Annotated in this window: 22 protein-coding genes; 9 read left to right on the top strand and 13 right to left on the bottom strand. The window is 70.4% G+C overall.

Annotated features, from left to right (window positions below; all coding sequences use genetic code 11):
- Positions 1-106: 106 nt before the first annotated feature.
- From ACILRB_RS13795 to rplU, 3 genes are all read right to left on the bottom strand, one after another.
- The gene (locus tag ACILRB_RS13795) at positions 107-763 is read right to left on the bottom strand and encodes a GNAT family N-acetyltransferase (protein WP_395666871.1); all 657 of its coding nucleotides are present in this window, start codon (positions 761-763) and stop codon (positions 107-109) included.
- Between the two features lie 183 nt (positions 764-946).
- Entirely contained in the window at positions 947-1,222 is a 276-nt protein-coding gene (gene rpmA, locus ACILRB_RS13790) for a 50S ribosomal protein L27 (protein ID WP_395666870.1), read from the bottom strand.
- Positions 1,223-1,352: 130 nt separating this feature from the next.
- Positions 1,353-1,670: a 50S ribosomal protein L21 gene (gene rplU, locus ACILRB_RS13785; protein ID WP_395666869.1), complete on the bottom strand. Its 318-nt coding sequence runs from the start codon at positions 1,668-1,670 to the stop codon at positions 1,353-1,355.
- A 721-nt stretch (positions 1,671-2,391) separates the two neighbouring features.
- Between rplU and ACILRB_RS13780 the strand changes: the two genes are divergently transcribed.
- Positions 2,392-4,392: a M23 family metallopeptidase gene (locus ACILRB_RS13780; RefSeq protein WP_395666868.1), complete on the top strand. Its 2,001-nt coding sequence runs from the start codon at positions 2,392-2,394 to the stop codon at positions 4,390-4,392.
- A 197-nt stretch (positions 4,393-4,589) separates the two neighbouring features.
- On the opposite strand, the gene ACILRB_RS13775 is transcribed toward ACILRB_RS13780, so the two are convergent.
- The 3 genes from ACILRB_RS13775 to ACILRB_RS13765 form a co-directional block, all read right to left on the bottom strand.
- Entirely contained in the window at positions 4,590-5,285 is a 696-nt protein-coding gene (locus ACILRB_RS13775) for a DUF6134 family protein (RefSeq protein ID WP_395666867.1), read from the bottom strand.
- Positions 5,286-5,460: 175 nt separating this feature from the next.
- Positions 5,461-6,357 (bottom strand): tRNA glutamyl-Q(34) synthetase GluQRS, encoded by an 897-nt coding sequence (gluQRS, locus tag ACILRB_RS13770; RefSeq protein WP_395666866.1) that lies wholly within the window; start codon positions 6,355-6,357, stop codon positions 5,461-5,463.
- A gap of 83 nt (positions 6,358-6,440) precedes the next feature.
- Positions 6,441-8,555 (bottom strand): PHA/PHB synthase family protein, encoded by a 2,115-nt coding sequence (locus ACILRB_RS13765; protein WP_395666865.1) that lies wholly within the window; start codon positions 8,553-8,555, stop codon positions 6,441-6,443.
- A 236-nt stretch (positions 8,556-8,791) separates the two neighbouring features.
- Here ACILRB_RS13765 and ACILRB_RS13760 point away from each other — a divergent pair, with 236 nt between their 5' ends.
- Positions 8,792-9,223: a hypothetical protein gene (locus ACILRB_RS13760; RefSeq protein WP_395666864.1), complete on the top strand. Its 432-nt coding sequence runs from the start codon at positions 8,792-8,794 to the stop codon at positions 9,221-9,223.
- Positions 9,224-9,225: 2 nt separating this feature from the next.
- On the opposite strand, the gene nth is transcribed toward ACILRB_RS13760, so the two are convergent.
- Entirely contained in the window at positions 9,226-10,074 is an 849-nt protein-coding gene (gene nth / locus ACILRB_RS13755; protein WP_395666863.1) for an endonuclease III, read from the bottom strand.
- A 113-nt stretch (positions 10,075-10,187) separates the two neighbouring features.
- Here nth and ACILRB_RS13750 point away from each other — a divergent pair, with 113 nt between their 5' ends.
- Positions 10,188-10,748, top strand: a complete 561-nt coding sequence (locus ACILRB_RS13750) for a DUF2244 domain-containing protein (RefSeq protein ID WP_395666862.1) — start codon at positions 10,188-10,190, stop codon at positions 10,746-10,748.
- Between the two features lie 400 nt (positions 10,749-11,148).
- Here ACILRB_RS13750 and ACILRB_RS13745 read toward each other — a convergent pair whose 3' ends face one another.
- Both ACILRB_RS13745 and ACILRB_RS13740 read right to left on the bottom strand, forming a co-directional pair.
- The gene (locus tag ACILRB_RS13745) at positions 11,149-11,496 is read right to left on the bottom strand and encodes a hypothetical protein (RefSeq protein ID WP_395666861.1); all 348 of its coding nucleotides are present in this window, start codon (positions 11,494-11,496) and stop codon (positions 11,149-11,151) included.
- Positions 11,497-11,987: 491 nt separating this feature from the next.
- The gene (locus tag ACILRB_RS13740) at positions 11,988-12,701 is read right to left on the bottom strand and encodes a DUF1013 domain-containing protein (RefSeq protein ID WP_395666860.1); all 714 of its coding nucleotides are present in this window, start codon (positions 12,699-12,701) and stop codon (positions 11,988-11,990) included.
- A 189-nt stretch (positions 12,702-12,890) separates the two neighbouring features.
- Between ACILRB_RS13740 and ACILRB_RS13735 the strand changes: the two genes are divergently transcribed.
- The 3 genes from ACILRB_RS13735 (at position 12,891) to ACILRB_RS13725 (ending at position 14,453) form a co-directional block, all read left to right on the top strand.
- Positions 12,891-13,178, top strand: coding sequence for a hypothetical protein (locus tag ACILRB_RS13735; RefSeq protein WP_395666859.1), 288 nt, complete (start codon positions 12,891-12,893; stop codon positions 13,176-13,178).
- A 148-nt stretch (positions 13,179-13,326) separates the two neighbouring features.
- Positions 13,327-13,971 carry a peptide-methionine (S)-S-oxide reductase MsrA gene (msrA, locus tag ACILRB_RS13730; protein ID WP_395666858.1) on the top strand — a complete coding sequence of 215 codons (645 nt, stop codon included), beginning with the start codon at positions 13,327-13,329 and terminating at the stop codon, positions 13,969-13,971.
- A gap of 158 nt (positions 13,972-14,129) precedes the next feature.
- Positions 14,130-14,453, top strand: a complete 324-nt coding sequence (locus ACILRB_RS13725; protein WP_395666857.1) for a hypothetical protein — start codon at positions 14,130-14,132, stop codon at positions 14,451-14,453.
- A 20-nt stretch (positions 14,454-14,473) separates the two neighbouring features.
- Here the strand turns inward: ACILRB_RS13725 and mepA are convergent, their stop codons facing one another.
- A complete protein-coding gene (gene mepA, locus ACILRB_RS13720; protein ID WP_395666856.1) occupies positions 14,474-15,421 on the bottom strand; it encodes a penicillin-insensitive murein endopeptidase in 948 nt (315 codons plus the stop codon).
- 164 nt (positions 15,422-15,585) lie between these two features.
- Positions 15,586-16,266: an invasion associated locus B family protein gene (locus ACILRB_RS13715; RefSeq protein WP_395666855.1), complete on the bottom strand. Its 681-nt coding sequence runs from the start codon at positions 16,264-16,266 to the stop codon at positions 15,586-15,588.
- A 150-nt stretch (positions 16,267-16,416) separates the two neighbouring features.
- On the opposite strand from ACILRB_RS13715, the gene ACILRB_RS13710 reads away from it, so the two are divergent.
- The 3 genes from ACILRB_RS13710 (at position 16,417) to ACILRB_RS13700 (ending at position 19,477) form a co-directional block, all read left to right on the top strand.
- Complete coding sequence (locus ACILRB_RS13710; protein WP_395666854.1) at positions 16,417-16,818, top strand: DUF423 domain-containing protein; 402 nt, start codon at positions 16,417-16,419, stop codon at positions 16,816-16,818.
- Between the two features lie 98 nt (positions 16,819-16,916).
- Entirely contained in the window at positions 16,917-17,396 is a 480-nt protein-coding gene (locus ACILRB_RS13705) for a response regulator (RefSeq protein ID WP_395666853.1), read from the top strand.
- Between the two features lie 170 nt (positions 17,397-17,566).
- A complete protein-coding gene (locus tag ACILRB_RS13700; protein WP_395666852.1) occupies positions 17,567-19,477 on the top strand; it encodes an AsmA family protein in 1,911 nt (636 codons plus the stop codon).
- Between the two features lie 28 nt (positions 19,478-19,505).
- On the opposite strand, the gene ACILRB_RS13695 is transcribed toward ACILRB_RS13700, so the two are convergent.
- Both ACILRB_RS13695 and ACILRB_RS13690 read right to left on the bottom strand, forming a co-directional pair.
- Positions 19,506-20,195: a Crp/Fnr family transcriptional regulator gene (locus ACILRB_RS13695; RefSeq protein ID WP_395666851.1), complete on the bottom strand. Its 690-nt coding sequence runs from the start codon at positions 20,193-20,195 to the stop codon at positions 19,506-19,508.
- Positions 20,196-20,402: 207 nt separating this feature from the next.
- Positions 20,403-20,974: extensin family protein (locus ACILRB_RS13690; RefSeq protein ID WP_395666850.1), on the bottom strand; the 572-nt coding region annotated here is incomplete at its 5' end.

Raw genomic sequence — 20,974 nt, 5'->3', positions numbered from 1 at the left:
CGCTCATGTTCAAAACTGCGGCGCCCTGCATGAAGGCGGGGCGCGGGGATGCCGGAGCGCAAGCGGTCGCGCCTGCGCTCCGGTGGTTTGGCGTCGCGCCGGGGCGCTAGACTTCGGCCGCCGAGGCGAGGCGCGCATGGCCGGCGGCCATCAGATCAGGCGCCTGATGCGCCATGGCCGGAAGCTGCGGCGACAGGCGCCGCGCCGCCCAGGCCTTGCGCGTCAGCTGGAACCGGTCGCAGGGATGCAGCCCGCCGCGCGCCGGCAGCAGGTCGAGCCCGGTGTCGACATAGACGAAGCCGCATTTTTCGAGCACGCGCCGCGACGCCGGATTGTTGATCCGGGCGTTGGCGACGAGCCGGTCGGCGCGGGTCAGGGCGAACAGCGCCTCGACATGGGCGCTCACCGCCTCGGTGGCGTAGCCCTTGGCCCAGGCCGCGGGCGCGATCATGAAGCCAAGCTCGATCTGGCCCGTTTCAGAGAGGGTCGCGCTGGAGAGGCCGATGACCGGCCGGCCCTCGCCCTTCTGGCTGACGACGAGCGTCATCGACTGGCCGTTGGCGTTGTCGGCCCGCGCCTTGAAGATGAAGCGCTCGGCCTCGCCCGACGGATAGGGGTGCGGCACTTCGGCGGTCATCTGCGCGGTTTCGGCGAGGCTGGCGAATCCCTTCACCGCCGCCGCGTCGCTGGCGCGGGGCCAGCGCAGCCACAGGCGCTTGGTCTCGAGACGGAAGATGTCGTCGGTGGCGAGATCAGGGAACATGTCAGCTCCGGGGTATGCGCAGGGCGAGGCGCGGCGCGCATCGCTTCCTGACGGCCCGGGCGAGCCTGCTGTTCCTTCCGCCTTCTCCGCGTCCGCGGACCGTGATGAAAAGGCTTGAAGCGTCAGGAAAACGGACCGCCCGGTCTTAAGGGATCAGGCGGGGCTTTCCGTGAAAGCTTCCGCCTATTCAGCAGCTTCGGCTTGCGCCGCTACGACCACAGACACATAGGATCGGCCGTTCGATTTGGTAAGGAACTTGATCTTGCCGTCGACGAGGGCGAAGAGCGTATGGTCCTTGCCCATGCCGACGTTCGCGCCGGGATGCCACTTCGTGCCGCGCTGGCGCACGATGATGTTGCCGCCGACGACCGCTTCGCCGCCGAACTTCTTCACGCCGAGACGACGCCCCTTGGAGTCGCGGCCGTTGCGGGACGAGCCGCCTGCTTTCTTATGCGCCATGAAACTGGCTCCAGATCCTCGATGCGGCGGGCGCCTGAACGCACATCGCGCGCAAAATTGAACTTTTCACTCCGCGGGCCGCTTCGTCCGAAGGGCTGCCGCAAGCAAGATTTCTGCCAGAGCGCCGGGCTCAGGCCGCGCCGGGCAGGCCGACGATCTTCACCACGGTGAGATCCTGCCGGTGGCCGCGCTTGCGCTTGGAGTTCTGGCGGCGGCGCTTCTTGAAGGCGATCGCCTTGGGGCCGCGTTTCTGCTCGACGATCTCGGCGGCGACGCTGGCGCCGGCCACGAAGGGCGCGCCGAAGGTCGCGCCGGCCTCGCCGGACACGAGAAGAACCTCGTCGAAGGCCACGGCGTCGCCGGGCTCGCCCGGGAGCGCCATCACCGTGATGACGTCGTCGGCGGAGACGCTATATTGCTTTCCGCCGGTCTTGATGACTGCGAACATGTTTTGTCCTTGTGTCCGATCCGGCTCTGACGGATGTCTCCGCCGGCCGTCTTTTTGGCAGTTGCGGACGGCGGGCGGGGCGCAAGGGGCCTCGCCTTGATCCGGGATCGGGCGTCTCGCGAAGCCCGGCTCGTCGCGCGGGCGGTCCCGCGAGCGGCGTCTTCATGCCGCCGGCGCCGGCCTGGCGCCGCCGCGACGTCCTGCGGACCCCGGTCGGCGGACGAACGGGCGCCGCGACAACGAAAAGCGCGGCCATGGCGAGCCGCGCTGCGCCTTCCCGTCTACAGGCCTCGCGCCCGAATGTCAATGAAACGCCGGCGCGGAAATCGCGCCGGCGCCCCCCGGAAAGCACGCAGGCGGCGGCCGCGGCGGGGCCGCGCGGCCGCCATTGAGCCATGTTCGGCGGGCTTTGTCTTGTCCGTGAAGATCCTTGACCTGTCAGGCGCGGGGCCGCGCCCGCGGCGGCGCGTCAATCCCGGCGCAAGCTCCGTCGTTCAGTCTGGCTCCGTCATTCAGTCTGGCCTCGCCGTTCAGGCTGGCCTCGCGGTTCAGTCCCGCCGGCGGACGAAGTTTCGGCCGGCCCCGCCAGAAACCCGCCCGCGCGTAAAAGAATGCTTAATAAAAAGAATATGAAGCTTGCTCCGATCGCTTGCGCGACGCGGCGGCGGCGCCTAAAGCCGGCGCGGACGGTTCAATCGCGCGACAGGAAGATCGGGCCCAGATGACCATGGACGCGTCGCCGCGCAGTCAGCCCTTCGTCCCGGGCCTCTGGCTCGGCCGGTTTCAGAGCGCGGTGGACCTCGGCTTCGAACCGCCGATCGAGGCCGACGGGCGCCGCCATTCGGCGATCGAGCGGCGTCGCGTCTCGACGCGCTGGTTCTCGGGCACCATCCTCACCGGCGTCGGCGGCGCGGCGCTGATCGGCGCGGCGGTCTATGCCGCGCTCGGCGTCGACGCCTTCTTTCCCGAACCGCCGGCGCTCGCGCCGCGCCAGGAGATCGCCCTCGACTATGGCGTGAACCAGCAGAAGGGCGACCGGCTCGTCAAATCGGTCGACATCGTCGCCGCCAAGCAGAGTTTTCGCGCCCCGACGACGATCAGGGTCGGCGACAAGGAAGTGCTGCGCTCGCACGCCTTCACGCGGGTCGAGACCACGCTTTTGACCAGCGGCGCGGGCTTCGCCGACGAGGTGCCGCCGTTCAACCCGCTCAAGATCCTCGCCGACGCGCGCAATCCGGTCGACGTCGCCCCGGAGCCGCTCCAGGACGACGCCGAGACCTCCTGGACCATCAAGGACGTCGCGCCCGAGACGATCGCCGACGTCACGCTCAGCGACGAGGAGGTCCGCGCCCAGATCGCCGAGCATGTGAAGAACACGGCGGCGGTCGGCGCGCGCCAGATCGCCCTGCCGCCGCAGCTGCTGCTGATGCGCACGGCGCGCGCCAATCTGCCCGGCGTGCTCGCCTACGCCAATCCGGCCGAGGAGATCAAGACGACGCCCTTTTCGGCGATCGAGGTGCGCATGGTGGCCGAGAACGTCACCGACGTGCCGCGCTCGGCGCCTGCGCCCGAGGGCGCGGGAACCGAGGAGCGGCTCGTCGTCGTGCGCCATGGCGAGACGCTCGAGGACGTGCTGCGCGCGGCCGGCCTCTCGAAGCAGAAGGCCGCGGCCGTCGTCGCCGCCTTCCGCCTGCGGCCGGGCGAATCGCCCGCGCCCGAGGGCCGGCGCGTCAAGCTGCTGTTCGCCGATCTCGACGGCTCGGGCGGGGGCCGCACGCTGGCGCGGCTTTCGGTCTATCAGGACGAGACGCTCGAAAGCGCCGTCGCCGTCGACGACCGGGGCGAGTTCGTGCGCGTCATGGCGCCCTCGCATCCGGCGCGCCGCCGCGCCGCGGACGACGACGACGACAATGGCATGCGCCTTTACGATTCCCTCTACGAGACCGCGCTGAAGCAGGAGATCCCGCGTCCGATCATCGACGACATGGTGCGCGTCTTCGCCAATGACGTCGATTTCCAGCGCGCCGTCAGCGCGGGCGATTCTTTCGAGGCCTTTTACGACGACGCCGACGAGGGCGAGGGCCGCGGCCAGCTGCTTTACGCGACCATCTCGACGCGCGGCGAGAGCTTCCGCTACTACCGCTTCCAGACGCCCGACGACGGCGTCGTCGATTTCTACGATCCGGAAGGGCGCTCGACGCGCAAGTTCCTCGTGCGCACCCCGATCGCCAACGCCAAATTCACCTCGGGCTTCGGCACGCGCTTCCATCCCATTCTCGGCTACGCCCGCCCGCACACCGGGGTCGACTGGGCGGCCCCGATCGGCACGCCGATCGTCGCCGCCGGCAATGGCACGATCATCAGCGCCGGCTGGGATTCAGGCTATGGGCGGCGCATCGAGATCGAGCACGCCAACGGCTATGTGACGACCTATAACCACATGTCGGGCTTCGCCCGCGGCGCGCGGCCGGGCGCCCGGGTGCGGCAGGGCCAGGTCATCGGCTATCTTGGCCAGACCGGCCTCGCGACCGGCCCGCACCTGCATTACGAGGTGCTGGTCAACGGCCATTTCGTCGATCCGATGAAGGTGAAGCTCGCGCGCACGCGCGAATTCGACGGCCGCATGCTGGCGAGCTTCAAGCGCGAGCGCGACCGCATCGACGGGCTGCTGGCGCAGGCCCCGGCGGCCGAGCGCGTCGTCGCCGAGCAGAAGGTCAACTAGAGCATTTTCAGTAAAAGCTGCAGACTTTTACGTTAAGAAAACGCGTAAAAGCAGGATGTTGGAGCGCGTTCCCGATTCGATGAACGCCGAACGCGCTCCAGCCGCCGGCCGGGCCGCGAGGGCCCTCCACCGGCGGGCCTTCATTTAAACGACCCGCGCCGGCGCGTTGGCGGCCGGCTTCGCCCGGCCGCCAGAAATCATTTCACAAGGTCGGAGACGATCACCGACTTGTCGGAGCCCGTCATCTTCATGCGCACGAGGTCGTCGCCCTCGAACCACAGGTCGCGGGAGAAGTCGGCCGGAGCTTTCGCTTCGAGCTGGTAATGCTGCGTGCGGCGCTCGGCGCCGGCGACCGAGATCTTGTCCTCGCCGAGGTCCTTCGCGGAGACGACGAGCTTGGTCCCGTCGGCCGGATCGAACAGGTCGGCGCGCGAAACCAGCGCGCGGCTCCACAGGGTCGCCGGGGTCAGCGTCTTGGACTCCTCGGACTTCTTGCCGTCGACGATGAGCGTGAGCTTGTCGGGCGTCGCGCCCGGCTCGACCTTGACCGCGTGCTTCTTGCCGTTGTCGTCGGTCTGGGACGAGAAGGCGACGAGCTGGTCGCCCTTCCAGGTCTCGTTGCTCATATGGGCGTAGCGATAGGCCTCGAAGCCCAGCACCTTGACCGAAATGTCGGTCTTGTTCTTGACCGTGACGAGATCGCCCTTGCGCTCGATGTCGACGGTGTTGACGCCGATCTTGTCGCCCTTGCGGATGATGTCGAAGGTCTGCTGCGCCTTCGCCGGATGAGCGCCCTTGGCGGCCGCGGGCTTTGGCGCGGCCTGTTCCGCGCGCAGCGGCGCGGCGGCCGCCAGCGCGGCGGTCATCGCCAGCGCGAGGCTGAAAGCTTTCATGTCGGCACCCTGAAATGGTTTGCGGTGAAGGACGTCTCGGCGAAAAACCAAGGGCGGGCCCCTGCGGCGACTTCAGCTAGGCTCATCGGCCGGCCGCCGTCAACGTTGGAGCCGTCGACTTGGGCCGGCGCGCCGGGCCGCGCGCAGGCGCCGCGCCGCGAAAATTCGGCGCGGATCACGGCGGAACCATGACTTCGACCGAAAGACGACGGCGCGCCGCCTCGGGCGACAGCCCTTCCTGGCGCCAGGCGCGCAGCGATTTGGCGCGCAGGCTCTTCGACAGCTTCTGGCCCGAGGCGTCGCACAGCAGCGCGTGGTGGCGGTAGACGGGCTCCGGCAGGTCGAGCAGCGCCTGCAGCAGCCGGTGCAGATGCGTCGCCATGAACAGATCGGCGCCGCGCACGACGTCGGTCACGCCCTGGGCCGCGTCGTCCGTGACCACGGCGATGTGATAGCTCGTCTTGATGTCGCGCCGCGCGATCACCGGGTCGCCCCAGAGCGCCGGCGTCGCCCTGACCCGCCGCGTCCCGCCGACGCCCTGTTCGAGCCAGTCGAGCTCCGGGCCGCCCTGCCGCGCGAGATGGGCGAGCGCCGCCTTCATGTCGAGGCGTAGCGCGGCGGCGCGCCCGCTCGCGAGGCGGCGCGTCCGCTCCATCGGCGAGAGATGCTTGCAGAGCCCCGGATAGAGCGGCGAGCCGTCGGGGTCGCGCGGCCAGTCGGGACGGCCGGCGACGGCGGCCATGATCTCGCCGCGCGAGCAGAAGCAGGGATAGGCGAGGCCCTGCGCGCGCAGCCGCTCGAGCGTCGCGGCGTAGTCCGGGAAATGCCGCGACTGGCGCCGAACCGGCTCCTCCCAGGCGAGGCCGAGCCAGCCGAGGTCGTCATAGATCGCCTGCTCGAACTCGGGCCGGCAGCGCTCGAGGTCGATGTCCTCGATGCGCAGCAGCATGCGCCCGCCCGACGCCTGCGCGAGTTCGAAGTTCAGCGCGGCCGAACAGGCGTGGCCGAGGTGAAGGAAGCCGTTCGAGGAAGGAGCGAAGCGGAACGCCTGTTTCGGGAAGCTTCGCGTCATTCAGGCGTCCAGGTCGAGAGAAGGCGGAGCGGCAGGCGGGCGCGCCGGCAGCATAGGCCGCGCGGCCGGCGCGTGAAAGCGTCTCAGGAGTAGCGCGTCTTCACGAATTCGCCCGGCGCGTCGCAGAGCGGCTCGAGCCCGCCGTCGCCTGGAACGCGCGCCGGGACCTTTTCGGGCGCCTGCGCCGCGATCCAGGCGAACCAGTCCGGCCACCAGCTGCCCTTGTGCTCGACGGCCTTCGCCGCCCAGGCGTCGAAGTCGCCCTGCGGCCGCTCGCCGAGCCAGTACTGATATTTGGGCTTCGACACCGGATTGACCACGCCGGCGATATGGCCCGAGCCCGCGAGCACATAGCGCACCTCGCCGCCAAACAGCTTCGCGCCCTTGAACACGGAGCGCGCCGGGGCGATGTGGTCTTCTTTCGTGGCGAGGTGGTAGACCGGAATCTTGATGTCGCCGATCTTGAGCTTCAGCCCGCCGAAGGCCGCCTCGCCGCGCGCGAACTTGTTTTCGAGATAGCAGTCGCGCAGATAGGCCATGTGGTTCGCCGCGGTCATCCGCGTCGCGTCGGAGTTCCAGGCGAGCAGGTCGAAGGCGAGCGGCGGCTTGCCCTTCATGTAATTGTTGATCACGAAGGACCAGATCAGGTCCTCGGGCCGCAGCATGTTGAACGAGGTCGACATCGAGGAGGCTTCGAGATAGCCGGTCGCGGCCATCTTCTCCTCGAGGTCCCTGAGCTGCTCCTCGTCGACGAACAGCTTGAGGTCGCCGGCCTCGCTGAAGTCGGTCTGGGTCGTGAAGAAGGAGGCGCTGGCGATCCGGTCGTCGCCGGTCTGGGCCATGTAGGCGAGCGTCATGGCGAGCAGCGTGCCGCCGATGCAATAGCCGACCGCCGAGATCCTGCGCTCGCCGGTGGCCTTCTCGATCGCGTCGAGGGCGGCGAAGATGCCTTCGCGCATGTAGACCTCAAAACCCTTGTCGCGGTGGCGCGCGTCGGGATTGACCCACGACACGATGAACACGGTGAGCCCCTGCGAGACCGCCCAGCGCACCAGGCTTTTTTCGGGGCCGAGGTCGAGGATGTAGAATTTGTTGATCCAGGGCGGCAGGATCAGCAGCGGGCGCCTGAACACGGTCTCGGTCGTCGGCGCATACTGGATGAGCTCGATCAGCTCGTTGCGGAACACGACCTTGCCGGGCGTCGTCGCCAGATTGACGCCGACCTCGAATTTCGAGGCGTCGTAGCGGGTGATCTTGAGCCGGCCCTTGCCGGCCTCGAGGTCGCGCGCGAGCATCGAGGCGCCGCGCACGAGGTTTTCGCCGTTCGACTCCCAGGTCTCCTTCAGGACTTCCGGATTGGTCGCGAAGAAATTCGACGGCGACAGCGCGCTCGAAATCTGCCGGAAATAGAACTTCGCCTTTTCGCGCTCGCGCGCGTCGAGCTCCTGCGAACGGTCGATGAGCCCGTTGGCCCAGGTGACGGCGATGGCGTGGGCCTGGCGCAGAAAATCGAAAAAGGGGCTTTCGCGCCATTCGGGCGCGGAGAAGCGCTTGTCGGCGGGGTCGTGCGGCACCAGCGGCTCGGCGCCTTCGGAGGCGAGGCGGCGCATGGTGTTGGTCATGAGGCCGAAATAGCCCATGAGCAGGGCGGATTGCGCCTCGACCGTCTTCTTGGGGTCGCTCAGCCAGAGCTCGGCCACCTTGCCGATCGCCTTCGTGGCGTTGGAGATCTCGGACGACAGGTCGCTTTTGGCCTCGCCGGGCTTCGTCGGCTTCAGCGTCGCGGCGATCGCCTTGCCGCCCTGCTCGAACAGCCGCGCCATATTGTAGACGAGCTTCTCGAAGTCGACCTTCGCGGCGGTCTCGCCCTTCAGCGCATAGGGCGTCAGCGCGGGCGCGAGCGAGGCGGCCATGGGGCCGAGCGCCTGCGGCAGGATGGGAAAGCCCGCGGGCAGGCCGAACGCCTGCGGCGAGGGCGGCGGCGGCGCGGCTTCGCCGACGGCGGGCGCGGCCGGGGCGCTTTTGGCGGGCGAGCTCTCGGCCGGCGCCTCCGCGGGCGGCGGCGGATCGGCTTCGGCCGCGCCGCGCCGGCTGCGCGAGGAGGAGGCCTGGGCCTGCGCTCTTTTCTTGCGCGCGGCCGCCTTGGCCTTGTTGATCTGCGTCGCTTCCGGCAGACGGCGCGGTCCTGTCGGGCTCATAAGTTTCCTCCGAACCTGTCTCTTATTGTGTCAAACCGCGACAGCCGGCTTCCGCTTTCGCGCCGCGACGCCCGGCGGGGCGGCGCGCAGCCGAAGACGGGCGGCGCTTTCCTCGCGAACGCTTCCATCATAAAGCTTTTCAGGCGGCGGAAAACATCGTTATGGCGCGACTTTCCTCTAGTCCTTATGTCAGAGCCCGAGGCGTCTTCCGCAACGCCGCGCCCAAGGAGCCCCGCATGACGCCCGAAAGAGCGCCGCTTCGATCAGCCTTCAGGCTCGGCCCGCGCCTTTGCGCCGCCGCGCTCGCGACGGGCCTTTGCGCCGCGCCGTTCGCCGCAGAGACCGGCGCGGCCCAGACCGGCGCGGCGTCGGCCGATCAGGCGCCGCCGAAAGAGGACCGCTCCAAGCGCACCGGCACGGTCCCGGGAACCCCGCTCGACACCATCATGAACACGAAGATCTGGCCCGACGTGCCGCAAGCCAAGGATTTCGTGCGCGCGAGCCGCCCCGACGAGGATGCGCTCGACTATCAGCCGCCCTGGGGCGGCGACCCGCAGCGGCCGGCGCCGCGCTCGGCGAGCGATCTCGACGCGCTGCGGCGCGAGCTCCATGGCGCGCAGCAGCGCAACACGGCGCGTGGCGCGGTTCCGCCGCAGGCGCCGTTCTAGGACTAAGCGCCGTCCTGGGCCCGGGCGGCCTTTTGGGCCGCGGGCCGCGCCTTGTCGGGAAAGCGGCAGAGATCCTCGATCAGGCAGCGCCAGCATTCGGGCCGGCGCGCCTTGCACACATAGCGCCCGTGCAGGATCAGCCAGTGATGCGCGTGGAGCTTGTAGCGCTCCGGCGTGACGCGTTCGAGGCCGAGTTCGACCGCAAGCGGCGTCTTGCCGGGCGCGATCGGCACGCGGTTCGAGACGCGGAAGATATGCGTGTCGACGGCGATCAGCGGCGCGCCGAAGGCGATGTTCAAAACCACGTTCGCCGTCTTGCGGCCGACGCCCGGCAGGGTTTCGAGCGCCGCGCGGTCCTGCGGCGTCCGTCCGCCGAAGTCGTCGATCAGCCGCTGCGACAGCGCGATCACATGCTTCGCCTTGGTGCGGTAGAGGCCGATGGTCTTGATCATCTCGCGCAGCCGGTCCTCGCCGAGCGCGACCATCTTCTGCGGCGTGTCGGCGATGGCGAACAGCGGCTTCGTCGCCCTGTTCACGCCGACGTCGGTCGCCTGCGCCGACAGCGCCACGGCGACGAGCAGCGTATAGGGGTTGACGTAATGAAGCTCGCCTTCAGGATGGGGCGAGGCGGCCTGGAAACGCGCGAAAATCTGTTCGATTCGCGCGGTCTCGGCGGCGTCCGCGGTTTTGGACGCGGCGCGGCGGGCCGTGGGCTTGCGCCCCGGCGCGTCGTCAGGCGCGGATCCGGCCGGCGCGGGCGCAGTTTTGGGCCCGGGCCCGGCCTCGGGACGGGGTTTCGCCGTTTTGGGCCGACCGGTCCCGGCCGTCCCGACGATAGGTGATTTCGCCATTCGCGCGTTATAGGTTCGACTTCGGTCCGGGAGAAGGGCCGCCGCGACCGCTCGACCGGCGCGCCGGAGACGCCGCAGGGAGCGCGCGGGCCGCATGGAGAGAGGCGGGCCGCATGGAGAGAGAACAAGCCGGCGCGCCAGGCGCCGCGCCCGCGGCTTCGCCCGACGCCGCCGGCGCCAGCCCCGCCCCGATCTGCGACGCGGCCCTGTTCGACGCGCGGCTGCGGCCGAACCGCTCGCTTCCGGCCTCGGGCGCGCGTCTCGTCATCTTCGTCTTCGCGCTCGCCAATCTGGCGCTGAGCCTGCCTTTCTTCCTGCTCGGCGCCTGGCCGGTCATCGGCTTCTGCGGCCTCGACGTGGCGCTGCTGTGCATCGCCTTTCGCGTCAATTTCGCCGCCGCGCGCGCGTTCGAGGAGTTCCGGCTGACCTTTTTCGAGCTCGTCGTCGCCAAGGTGAGCGCCAGGGGCGCGCGGCGCGAATGGCGCTTCAGCCCGGCCTTCGTGCGGCTCGAGCGCGAGACGCATGAGGAGTTCGGCGTCGAACGCCTCGCGCTCGTCTCGCGCGGGCGCAGCCTTGAGGTCGCGTCCTTTCTCGGGCGGGAGGAGAAGGCGGATTTCGCCGGCGCCCTGTCCTCGGCGCTGGCCCAGGCGCGGCGGGGGCCGCGCTTTTCATGAAGCTGCGGCGGGGGCCGCGCTTTTCATGAAGCTGCGGCGGGGGCCGCGCTTTTCATGAAGCTGCGGCGGGGGCCGCGCTTTTCATGAAGCTGCGGCGGGGGCCGCGCTTTTCGCCCGAAGCTGCGGCGGGGGCCGCGCGGCCTCGCCCGCGCAAAGCGGGCAAGAAGCGGCCGTTTCGACGTGCGAAACGGCCGTCGAGACATGGGACGCGTGACGACGAGAGCCGGCGCGGCCGGTCCGGAGTGCGGCGAAGGCATCGAAAACTTCGCATCCCGCAGCTACCGCCGCAGGCCGGGGCCCGCCTGACCCAAATGCGGCGCCAAAGGCGCAAGATCGCGTGTTTTCGGCGGGATACGGCGCCTTTTTCGCGCAACACCGCGGCAGCGCCCCTCCTTCTCCGCTACCAGGCGTAGCCATAGGAATAGCCGGGAATGGCGACGGGCGGCGGGCGATAGATCACGGGCGGTCCGGGAAACAGCACGGAGTCCGTATAGAGCCCGCGCGACTGGCAGATCGCCGTGGGCCGGAAACGCGCCGTGTCGCCGACGAGATCGGCCTGAGGCATGCCGACGACGCTGCAACGCGGATCGACGCCGTAATCGGCGGGAGGGCGGCCCGCCTGCGCGAGGGCCGGCGGCGGCGGAACATAGGGCGCATAGCCGAGATCGGCCGCGCCCGCGCCGCCCGGCCCGGCGGCGAGCGCCGCGCCCGCCGTCGCCGCAAGCGCCGCCGCTTTCGCAGGGCTCATGGCGAGGCTCCCGAAAAAATCCCTGAAAAAAATCCTGGCGAAGCGCGCCACAGGGCCCGCAAGAGGCGCGGCGGCCCAAACGGACCCGCGAGCGGCCGGGAGCGCGCCGGCGCCCGCGCCGCGCCGCCGCCCGACCCGCGTCGAACAGGCGCTGCGGGGGTCATCCGCCCGAAGTCCGCAAGTCTCCGGCCCGCAAGTCTCCGGCCCGCAAGTCTCCGGCCCGCAAGTCTCCGGCCCGCAAGTCTCCGGCCCGCAAGTCTCCGGCCCGCAAGTCTTCGGCCCGCCACTCTTGACTCTGTCGGTCTTGGATCTGTCAGTCCGTGGCCCGTCAGCCAGCGCGCCGCCCGCCATTCGCCTCTCCCGTGCGCAGCCCCTGTCGCGGTCGGGCCGAAGCCGTTCGGCGCGCCCTGATTCGCACAGAGACCTTAACACGCGGGAGACGAGCGCACGAGAATTTTTCAACCAATGAGCGCGTCGCGCGCGTCAGCCCGTCATTCTTTCGTCCTGAGCCCCTTGAGGCTCGCGAAGACGGAGTCGACGTCGACTTCTTCCTCTTCGGGCGCGCGGGGGGAGGGCGCGCCGAAGACGTCTTCCTCCGTGCGCGCCTCTTCATGGCGGCGGGTCGTGGCCTCGGCCGGCATCAGCCCGTCGACCGGGGCCGCCTCGACCTGGTGCGGACGATCCTTGGCGGCGCGGTTGACCTCGAAGTCGAGGTCGATCTGCGAGCACAGGCCGAGCGTCACCGGATCGGCGGCGACGAGCGCGGCCGAGTTCCAGTGCGTGCGGTTGCGAATCGCCTGCAGCGTCGATTTGGTGGTCCCGGCGAGGCGCATGATCTGCGCGTCCTTGAGCTCGGGATGGTTGCGGATCAGCCACAAAATCGCGTTGGGCCGGTCCTGCCGGCGCGACAGCGGGGTGTAGCGCGCGCCGCGCTTGCGCGGAGCCTCGGGCAGCCGCACCTTGGACTGGGCGAGCTGGAGCTGGCGGCTCTGGTTCTTCTCGCAGGAGGCGATCTCCTCGCGCGTCAGCTGGCCGGAGGTGATCGGGTCATGGCCCTTGATGCCGCTCGCGACTTCGCCGTCGGCGATGCCCTTGACCTCAAGGGGGTGCAATTTGCAGAAACTGGCGATCTGGTCGAAAGTCAGCGAGGTGTTTTCGACGAGCCATACGGCCGTGGCCTTGGGCATGAGCGGCGCGGTGTTCATCTTCGCATCTCCTTTGCGGCGCGTCTGCGGGCGGCTCGGCGCGGGGGCGCGGCTGCGGCTCTGCGGAGCGCTCCGCAGGGGCGGGGCTCACGAGACGAAGCTCACGAGTCTGAGCGTTAGCCATGACGGGAATAGCCGAAATATAGGCGCCGTCGCGGTCAAAGGCAATCGAAACAGGACGCGGGCCGCGTGGTGACGCGCGGCCTCTGGCGCCTGCTGGGCTTTTTCGCGCTGGCCGGCGCCTTCTGCGTCGTCGCCGTCGACGTCGCCCACAGCGTCCTTGCGCGGCGGATCATGCTGACCGACGCGGGCCGCCTCGCCTCGGGCCTCGCGCCGGGCGCGCTCGCGAACGCCCCGCGCTGGCTCGACGCCGCGCTCGGCGCGCTTCCCGCGGCGCTCGTCCTCGCGCTCGCGGCGGCGGCTGCGCTGCGTCTCGCGCGGGCGCCGCGCGCCCGGATCGGCGAGCGCGGGCGATAGGCGGAGCGCGGGCGTTCGGCGCCGAGCGATTCACGCCGAATTCAGTCAACCAAACGTGGCCTTCAGGCATTGTCTCAGGCGGTCCTCCGCGCCACATAAGCCTTCGCTTCAAACCCTCGCGCGTAAAGCGCAAAGCCGGATTGAACCCATGTTTCGCAAACCCATGACCCTGCCGGCCCCGGACGCGGCGCTGCCCGGCCGCGCCGAGCCGATCGGGACCTCCGAAACGCATTTCGTCAATGGCCGGCGCCTGCTTGCGCCCTTTCCGGACGGGCTCGAGACGGCCATGTTCGGGCTCGGCTGCTTCTGGGGCGTGGAGCGCAAGTTCTGGCAGGCGGGCGAGGGAATCTACGTCACGGCCGTCGGCTATGCGGGCGGCGTCACGCCGAACCCGACCTATGAGGAAGTGTGCTCCGGCCTCACCGGCCACAATGAGGTCGTGCTGGTCGTGTTCGACCCGAACCTCATCTCCTACGAGCGGCTCCTGAAGATTTTCTGGGAGAGCCACGACCCGACGCAGGGCATGCGGCAGGGCAATGACGTCGGCACGCAATATCGCTCGGGAATCTACGTCGACGGCCCGCGCCAGCGCGCGGCGGCGGAGGCGAGCCGGTCGGCCTATGCCCAGGCGCTGGCCATGAAGGGCTATGGGCCGATCACGACCGAGATCGTCGACCTGCCGCCGTTCTATTACGCCGAAGGCTACCACCAGCAATATCTCGCCAAGAACCCGAACGGCTATTGCGGCCTTGGCGGAACGGGCGTCTCCTGTCCGACGGGACTCGCCGCCTGAACGCAGGCCCGCTCCAGGTCGAGCCCGCCTGAACGCAAGCCGGCAAGCCCGCCGAAGCGCGCCCGGCCCGCTCCGCCGGGCGTCGCCGTCATGTGCGCGGCCGCATAGGGCGAAGCGTTAAGCATGTCTAGCTTCGGCCGCGTCCCGCCTGACGAAACATGATAAGCAAAGCCGTCGAAACGGAGCGGGCTGGAGATCCGCCGATGCGCGTCAACGGGCTTTTCGCCAGAAACCTCATTCTCCCGGCGATGTTTCTCGTCGGCGCCGCCGGCGCGGCCGCGGCGGGGCCCGCGGCGGCGCCGGCCGCCGCGACGACGCCGGCCGGGACCGGCGCGCTCGCGCCGACGATCATGCGCGTCGAGGCGCATGAGGCGCCGATCGTTTCGGGCCGCAGCGCCGCCACGCGCCGCAGGTCGAAGCTGCATTTCTTGCGCGAGAAGCAGGAGCCCGCGGCCGTCGAGGCCGCCGGCGCGTCGCCCTGACCCTGAGCGTCGCCCTGGCCCTATTTCGCCTTCAGCACGATGCGGCATTCGGCCGGAAGCTGCGCCAGCGTCATCGGCGGCTTCGGCTTCTGCGGCGCGCTCGGCTTTGGGTGCAGCACGGCGTCCGAGAACCACCAGTCGAGCGAGGCGTCGCAGCCGTCGCCCGGCGGCGTCGGCTCCTGGTCGCGGCAGGCGTCCTCGCCGCGCGGGCAGGCGAGGCGGATATGGAAATGATAGTCGTGGCCCCAGATCGGCCGCACCTTGCCGAGCCATGAGCGGTCGCCGCGCGCGTCGCGGCAGATCGCCTTCTTGATCGCGGCGTTGACGAAGACGCGCTGCACGCGCGGATCCTGCGCCGCGAGCTTGATCGCCTCCATGTGGCCCGGCGTCCAGCGCGAATAATCGACGTCGAGCCGGTCCGGCCGCACCACCATGGTCGACGACATGTCTTCGCGCTCGGCGCGCGACAGCTGGCGCGCCGGCATGGGCGTCATCCAGATGTCGGCGTCGAGCCCGATCTGGTGCGAGGCGTGGCCGGTCAGCATCGGCCCGCCGCGCGGCTGCGAAATGTCGCCGACGAGGATGCCGGGCCAGCCGGCGCCGGCGCGCACGCGCCGCGCGAAGCTCTCCAGAAAGGCGATGAGCTGCGGATGGCCCCAGTTGCGGTTGCGCGAAAGCCGCATCACCTGCCAGGCGTCGCCGCTGATCGGCAGCGCCTGTCCGCCCGCGAGGCAGCCGCGCGAATAAAAGCCGATGGTGCGCGCGGCGAGCGGCGCGGGAGCGTCGGCGCGGCCGAACAGCTCCTTCGCCGGCGTCGACGGGCTTTGCGGATTGGCGAGCGGCGGCAGGACGCGCGCCTCGAGCGCGCCCCTGTCCTGCGCGAGGGCGGCCCCGGCGAAGACGACATGCGCGAAGACGACGGCCCGGGCGAAGAAGGTCCGGGCGAAAGCGGGCGGAAGCGGTCTCATGTCGTCGTCTCCGGCGCGGGAAGGTCGCGGCCTCTCGCCCGCAAGACGAGCGCGCGAGCGCGGCTTTTTTCCGGCTTTTCCCCCGGCGAGTTTTGGCCCGAAGGGTTAATCCGGCCTTAACCCCGCCTGCCCCGGATCATTCGCCCACGATCATTTGCGCGCGATCATTTGCGCTCAAGGGCGTCGAGCGCCTGGTCGAGCCCCTTGAAGGGAACCTCGACCGCGACCGGACGCTCGCCCGGATCGGTGAACACGAGCCTGCCCGGCTGGCTCTTGCTCCGGAACGTCTTGACCTGCGCGTCGGTGAGGAGGGCTTCGGCGAAGCAGGCCGCCTGGATGCAGGTCTTGATCGGCATCCTGACCGGCTCGGCCGCGTCCGCGCCCAGCTCGACGCCCGGCGCGATGGTGACGTTGACGGGGATCAGCACGACGAGCTTGATCCTGGCCGGCGTTCCGGCCTGGAGCGCGGCGGCGGCGGCGAGCTTGTCCGCCTCGGCGGCTGCGGGCTTGTCCTTCCCGGCCTTGTCCTTTTCTGCCTTGTCCTTTTCGGGCTTGTCCTTTTCGGCCTGGCCGGCCGCGACCTGGCGCCCGAAGGCGATCTGGGCGATCGGCCCGGTCGAGCCCGGCCGCTTGATCATGGAGCTGACCTCGCAGGCGTGCTCGCCCGTCGGCCCCGTGCCGCAGCGCAGCGTCCAGTCGCCGAAGGTCTGGACGTCGCCCGCGGCGGCGGAAGATTTGGCGTCGGGCCTGGCTTCGGTCTTGGCCTGCGGCGCGGCGACCGCGGCCGAGGCGAAGGCGACAGCCGCGACGGCCACGACGGCGCGGCGCATGCGAAACCTCATCATGGTCCTCCCTGAGGCGATTTTTCGCCCGCAACGATTTTTTCGCTCGAACGACGGCCTGCGTGATGCGAACGGCGCGCGGCCTTGCCGGCGCCGGGATTTCGCCCATAGCATGCGGCCCCGTCCGTTGACAGCCTCGAGGTTCGTTCTCCCGTGTTCTCCGACGCTCCCGCCGTCGCCCTGACCGGCGTCGCTCTCTCCGGCGCCCTTGGCGCCTTCGGCGTCATCCTGTCCGCCGTCGGCGCGCACGCCGATCCCAATCCCGTGGTCGTGACCGCCGCGCATTTTTTGCTTGTCAACGCGCTCGCCCTTCTCGGCCTCGGCGCGCTTCTCATGGCGGCGCCGGGGCTGCCGGGCTTTTACGGCTTCGCGCTCGCCGGCGCGCTGCTGTTTCTGGGCGCGGCGCTGTTTTGCGGCGATCTCTCGGCGCGCGCCTTTCTTGGCGCGCGGCTGTTTCCCATGGCCGCGCCGACCGGCGGCGCGCTGATGATTTCGGGCTGGATTCTTGTCGCCGGCGCGGCGATCTATGCGCTGGCGCGGCGAAATCACGGCTAGACCGGGGCTTTCTCGCGATTTCGACGCGCCGCCCGGCCGCGCCGCTGGACTTCGCCGCCCGGCGCAGGCAAAGTTCGGCGGCGCATGAAGGCCAGGACATGACGCGCTCAGGCGACGCCTCCGACTCCGATCCGCTCGCGACGCAACCGACGAAGGGGCGCGAGCCCGCTCGCCGGGCCTACGCGCCGGCCTTCGCCTCGGGGCCGATCTCGGGGCCGGCGCAGGGCTCCGGCCGCCGCATCCTGATCGTCGAGGACGAGCCTTTCGTCGCGGTCTCCCTGCAGGACGCGCTGAACGAGCTCGGCTTCGACGTCGTCGCCTGCGTCGCCGACGTCAGGACGGCGATCGAGGCCGTCGCCCGCGAGCGCCTCGACGTCGCGCTGCTCGACGTCAAGCTCGGCGCCGAGCGCGTCGACGCGGTGGCCGACCTTCTGGCGCGGCGCGGCTGCCCCTTCGTGTTCACGACCGGCTTCGACGAGCGCGACATTCCGCCAGGGCACGAGGGCCGGACGGTGCTGCGCAAGCCGTTCGGCTCGGCGCAGCTCGTTTCGGCGCTCGAAAGCGTGTTCGCGCGGTGAACGGCGGCGGCGCGCGCGGCGCAGCGCAATTTCGCCGCCTTCCTTTGTGACATAGCCTGAGGACGCGGCCGTCGCCGCGTCCTCAAGGGTTTCGCGGCCCGCGGCGCGCCGCAGGCCGCCCTGCGCGTCAGGCCGCGGGACGAAAGCCGCTGGAGCGGAGGCGTTTGCGCATGAGCGACAAGGCAAGGGCGTCGTCGGCCGAGACGCGGCGGCGCGCGCGCGTCCTGATCGCGGCCTTCGGCGCGGTCGTCGTCGCGGCCGGCCTCGCCGCCGCGGCGGCGCCCTGGCTGTTCTCCTCCGCCGCCATGCGCAGCGAACTTGTCGACCAGATCCGCCGGCTGTCCGGCCTGTCGGCGCGCGCCGAGGGCGAGGCGGTCTTCGTCGCCCTGCCGCGCCCGCACATCAGCGTCGGCCGCGTCGGCCTCAGCGGCGGCGACGGGCGGTTCTCGGTCGAGGCCGAGTCGCTCAAGGGCTATCTGCGCCTCGACGCGCTGCTGCTCGGCCGGCTCGAAATCGCTTCGGCGACGCTGGTGCGGCCGGACGTCTTCGTCGATCTTTCGCGCGCCGCCGCGCCGCCGCCGGGCGGGGCGATCGGCGACGGGCTCGCCGCGGCCCCCGCGACGCCCGAGGCGGCGGCGGCCGACGCCGCGCGCCTTGGCGTGCTGTCGATCGTCGGCGGCCGCGCCACCATCAGGACGCGCTCCGGCGAGGCGGCGCGCGTCGAGGGAATCGACGCGACGCTCGACTGGCGCCGCCTCGGCGGGCCGGCGAGCCTCAACGGCGCGGCGAGCCTTGTCGGCGTCGGCGAGCGGCCGATCTACGCCGCCGTGGCGGCGACCTTCGACCGTCCCGCGGCCCTCCTGCGCGGCGGCGCGTCAGGCGTTGCGCTGAGCCTCGAGGGCCCGAGCCTGACGCTCTCGGCCCAGGGCGAGGCGACGGGCGCGCCGAAGCCGCAGTTTTTTGGAAAGATCAAGGCGACGGCGCCTTCGCTGCGCAAGCTCGCCGAGATCGGCGGCTACCGGCTCGCCCTGCCGAACCCGCTCGCCGACGTCGCCTTCGAGGCCGACGTCGCCCTGACGCGGCCCAACGCCAGCTTCTCCAATTTGCGCCTCGCCGTCGACGGCAACGACTATGAAGGCGCGCTCGCGGTGCTCGGCGGCGAACATCCCGCGATCGCCGGCACGCTCGCCGCGAGCCGCATCTCGCTGCGGCCGTTCTTCGCGCGGCTTTCGCCGCTCATCGCGCGCGACGGGCAATGGAGCCGCGAGCCGTTCGACCTCGACGAGCAGGATTTCGCCGATCTCGACCTGCGCATCTCGGCCACGCGGCTGTTCCTGCCGGGCGCCGAGCTCAGGGAGGCGGCCTTCTCGCTGATGAAGCGCGACCGCCGCCTCGACGTCGCGCTGCTCGACGCGCAGGCGGGCGACGGAACCGTCAAGGGCCGCGCCTCCTTCGTCAAGACCGGCGACGGCCTTGAGGCGAAGCTGTCGGCCTCGGCCGTGGGCGTCGACGCCTCCTTCTTCCAGTTCGCGACGCCCGAAGGCTGGCGCGTGTTCGGCGCGGCGACCGTCTCGGCCAGCGCGCAGAGCGCCGGCCGCTCCATGTACGACATGATGCGCAATCTCGACGGCGCCGGCCAGGCCTCGTTCGGGCGCGGCGAGATCGTCGGGCTGAACCTGCTCGGCGCGCTGCGCTCGATCGACGCGCGCCCGCTGGCGCTGATGCAGAACATCCGCTACGGCTCGACGAGCTTCGCGAGCGCGGGCTTTACCCTCAAGGCGACGCATGGCGTCGCCGAGATCGTCGACGGCGCGCTCGACGGGCGCGGCGTGCGGCTCGCCTTCGGCGGGACGGTCGACCTCGCCGAGCGCGTGGTCGAATCGCGCGCCGCCGTCAGGGCCGCCGACGACCAGGCCGGCAAGGCCCCGCGCGAGTTCAATTTCGAGGTCGTCGGCGGCTTCGGCGACCTCGCGCTCGTGCCGGACGCGCGCAGCCTGATCCGCCAGTCCGACGCGGCGGCGCCGCTGTTCGGGCGCGCCCCGCCGCTCGGCGCGCCGACGCGGGCCGCGCCCGCGAACTGAGGCGCGCCCTGCGCAACCGGGCGGCCGCTCAGCCGCCTTCGCGCAGCGCCTCCTCAAGCCGCGATTCGAGCAGCTGCGGCTTCAGCAGCACCAGCGCGCCGCGCGTCTTTTCGATCACGCCCTCCTGCGACAGCGCCGACAGCTCGCGCGTCACCTGCTCGCGGCGGCAGCCGATGCGCGCGGCGAGCACATGGTGGAAGGGCGGCGGCGTCAGCGCCCGCTCGTTCGGCCGCCCCGGCCGCGGATGGGCCATGCGCAGCAGCTCCGAATAGAGCCGGTGCTTGAGGTCGAAGATCGAATGTTCGGCGAGCCGCGCGTTGAGTTCGCGGATGCGGCCGATGAGCAGGCGCAGAATGCCCTCGCAGGCCATGTTCGACGCGAAGATGATCTCGCGGAACACCGCGGCCGGCATGATGCAGAGTTCGGCCTTGGTCAGCGCCGTGACGTTCGCCGAGCGCTTCGCCCCGTCGATCGCGGTCATCTCGCCGAAGAACTGCCCCGCCTTGCTCTCGCCGAGAATCACCTCCTTGCCGGCGGCGGTGCGGATCAGGACGCGCACCTCGCCGGCGAGGATGAAATAGACGTCGGAGCTTTCGTCCTCATAGTCGACGACGAGCTCGCCGTCGTCGAATTTCTTCCACATGCAGAGCCGATCGAAACGATCGTAATCGAGATCGGCGACATCTTTGAAGAAGGCGACGCGCCTTAGGCTTTGCATGGCTCTCCGATCAGGTTTGGCGTTGGCTCCCTGCGGCGCGTGCGTCTGAGGCGCGGTCCGTCAGGGTCGATTAAGGCGCGCTTCGCGCCGAAGTCAATCGACGTCAGAGCGCTTATCGCGTCGCGCGCCGGGCGCTTGTGCGAAAGCGCAGCCGCCGGATTTTCGCGCTGACCCGAAATGTCAAATTCGGGCTCTATGCCCTGCGCCCTACTGGCAGAATTTGCTTCGTCCGCCCGCGCCGCGCGGTTCAAGGTCGAAATGCCAGTGCGTGGCGTGGCTGGCGTCGGCGCCGGGTCCGAGCGCGGTGTTGAAATAGCCGCAGCCGGCGGCGCGCGCGGCGCGGTCGAAGGCGGCGTCGCGCTCGTCCGAAAACCGCCCGACCGCGATCACGCGCCCGTCGGCGAGCCGCAGCGTCGCGACGTCGACCGCAAGCCCGCGCGCATGGGCGCTGAGCTTCCCCTCCGCCGCATGGTTGCGGCGACGGCAGGAAAAGCCCGGACCCGTCTCGAGCGCCGCGAGATCGGCCCCAAACAGACCCTTCGCCAGCGGGGCGAGGGCGTCCGAGACATAAGTCGCCAGAACCTGCGCCGCCGCGCAGTCGAGCGTCGGCCGCCCCGGCAGCCCGGCCCGCCCGCCGTCGCGCAGGGCGAGGCTTTCGAGCCGCACGGGATCGTCGACGGCGCATCCGGGCTCCTGCCGCGGCCCGGGCGCGGCCGGCTCGAATCGGGCGCCGGACGCGGCGAGCGCCGCGCGGCAGGCCGAGGCCGCGCCCTCGCCCT

The sequence above is a fragment of the Methylocella sp. genome, assembly GCF_044226135.1.
Lineage (GTDB): Bacteria > Pseudomonadota > Alphaproteobacteria > Rhizobiales > Beijerinckiaceae > Methylocapsa.
Note: the sequence above shows the minus strand (reverse complement) of the source record. Positions and strands in the feature narration are given on the sequence as shown.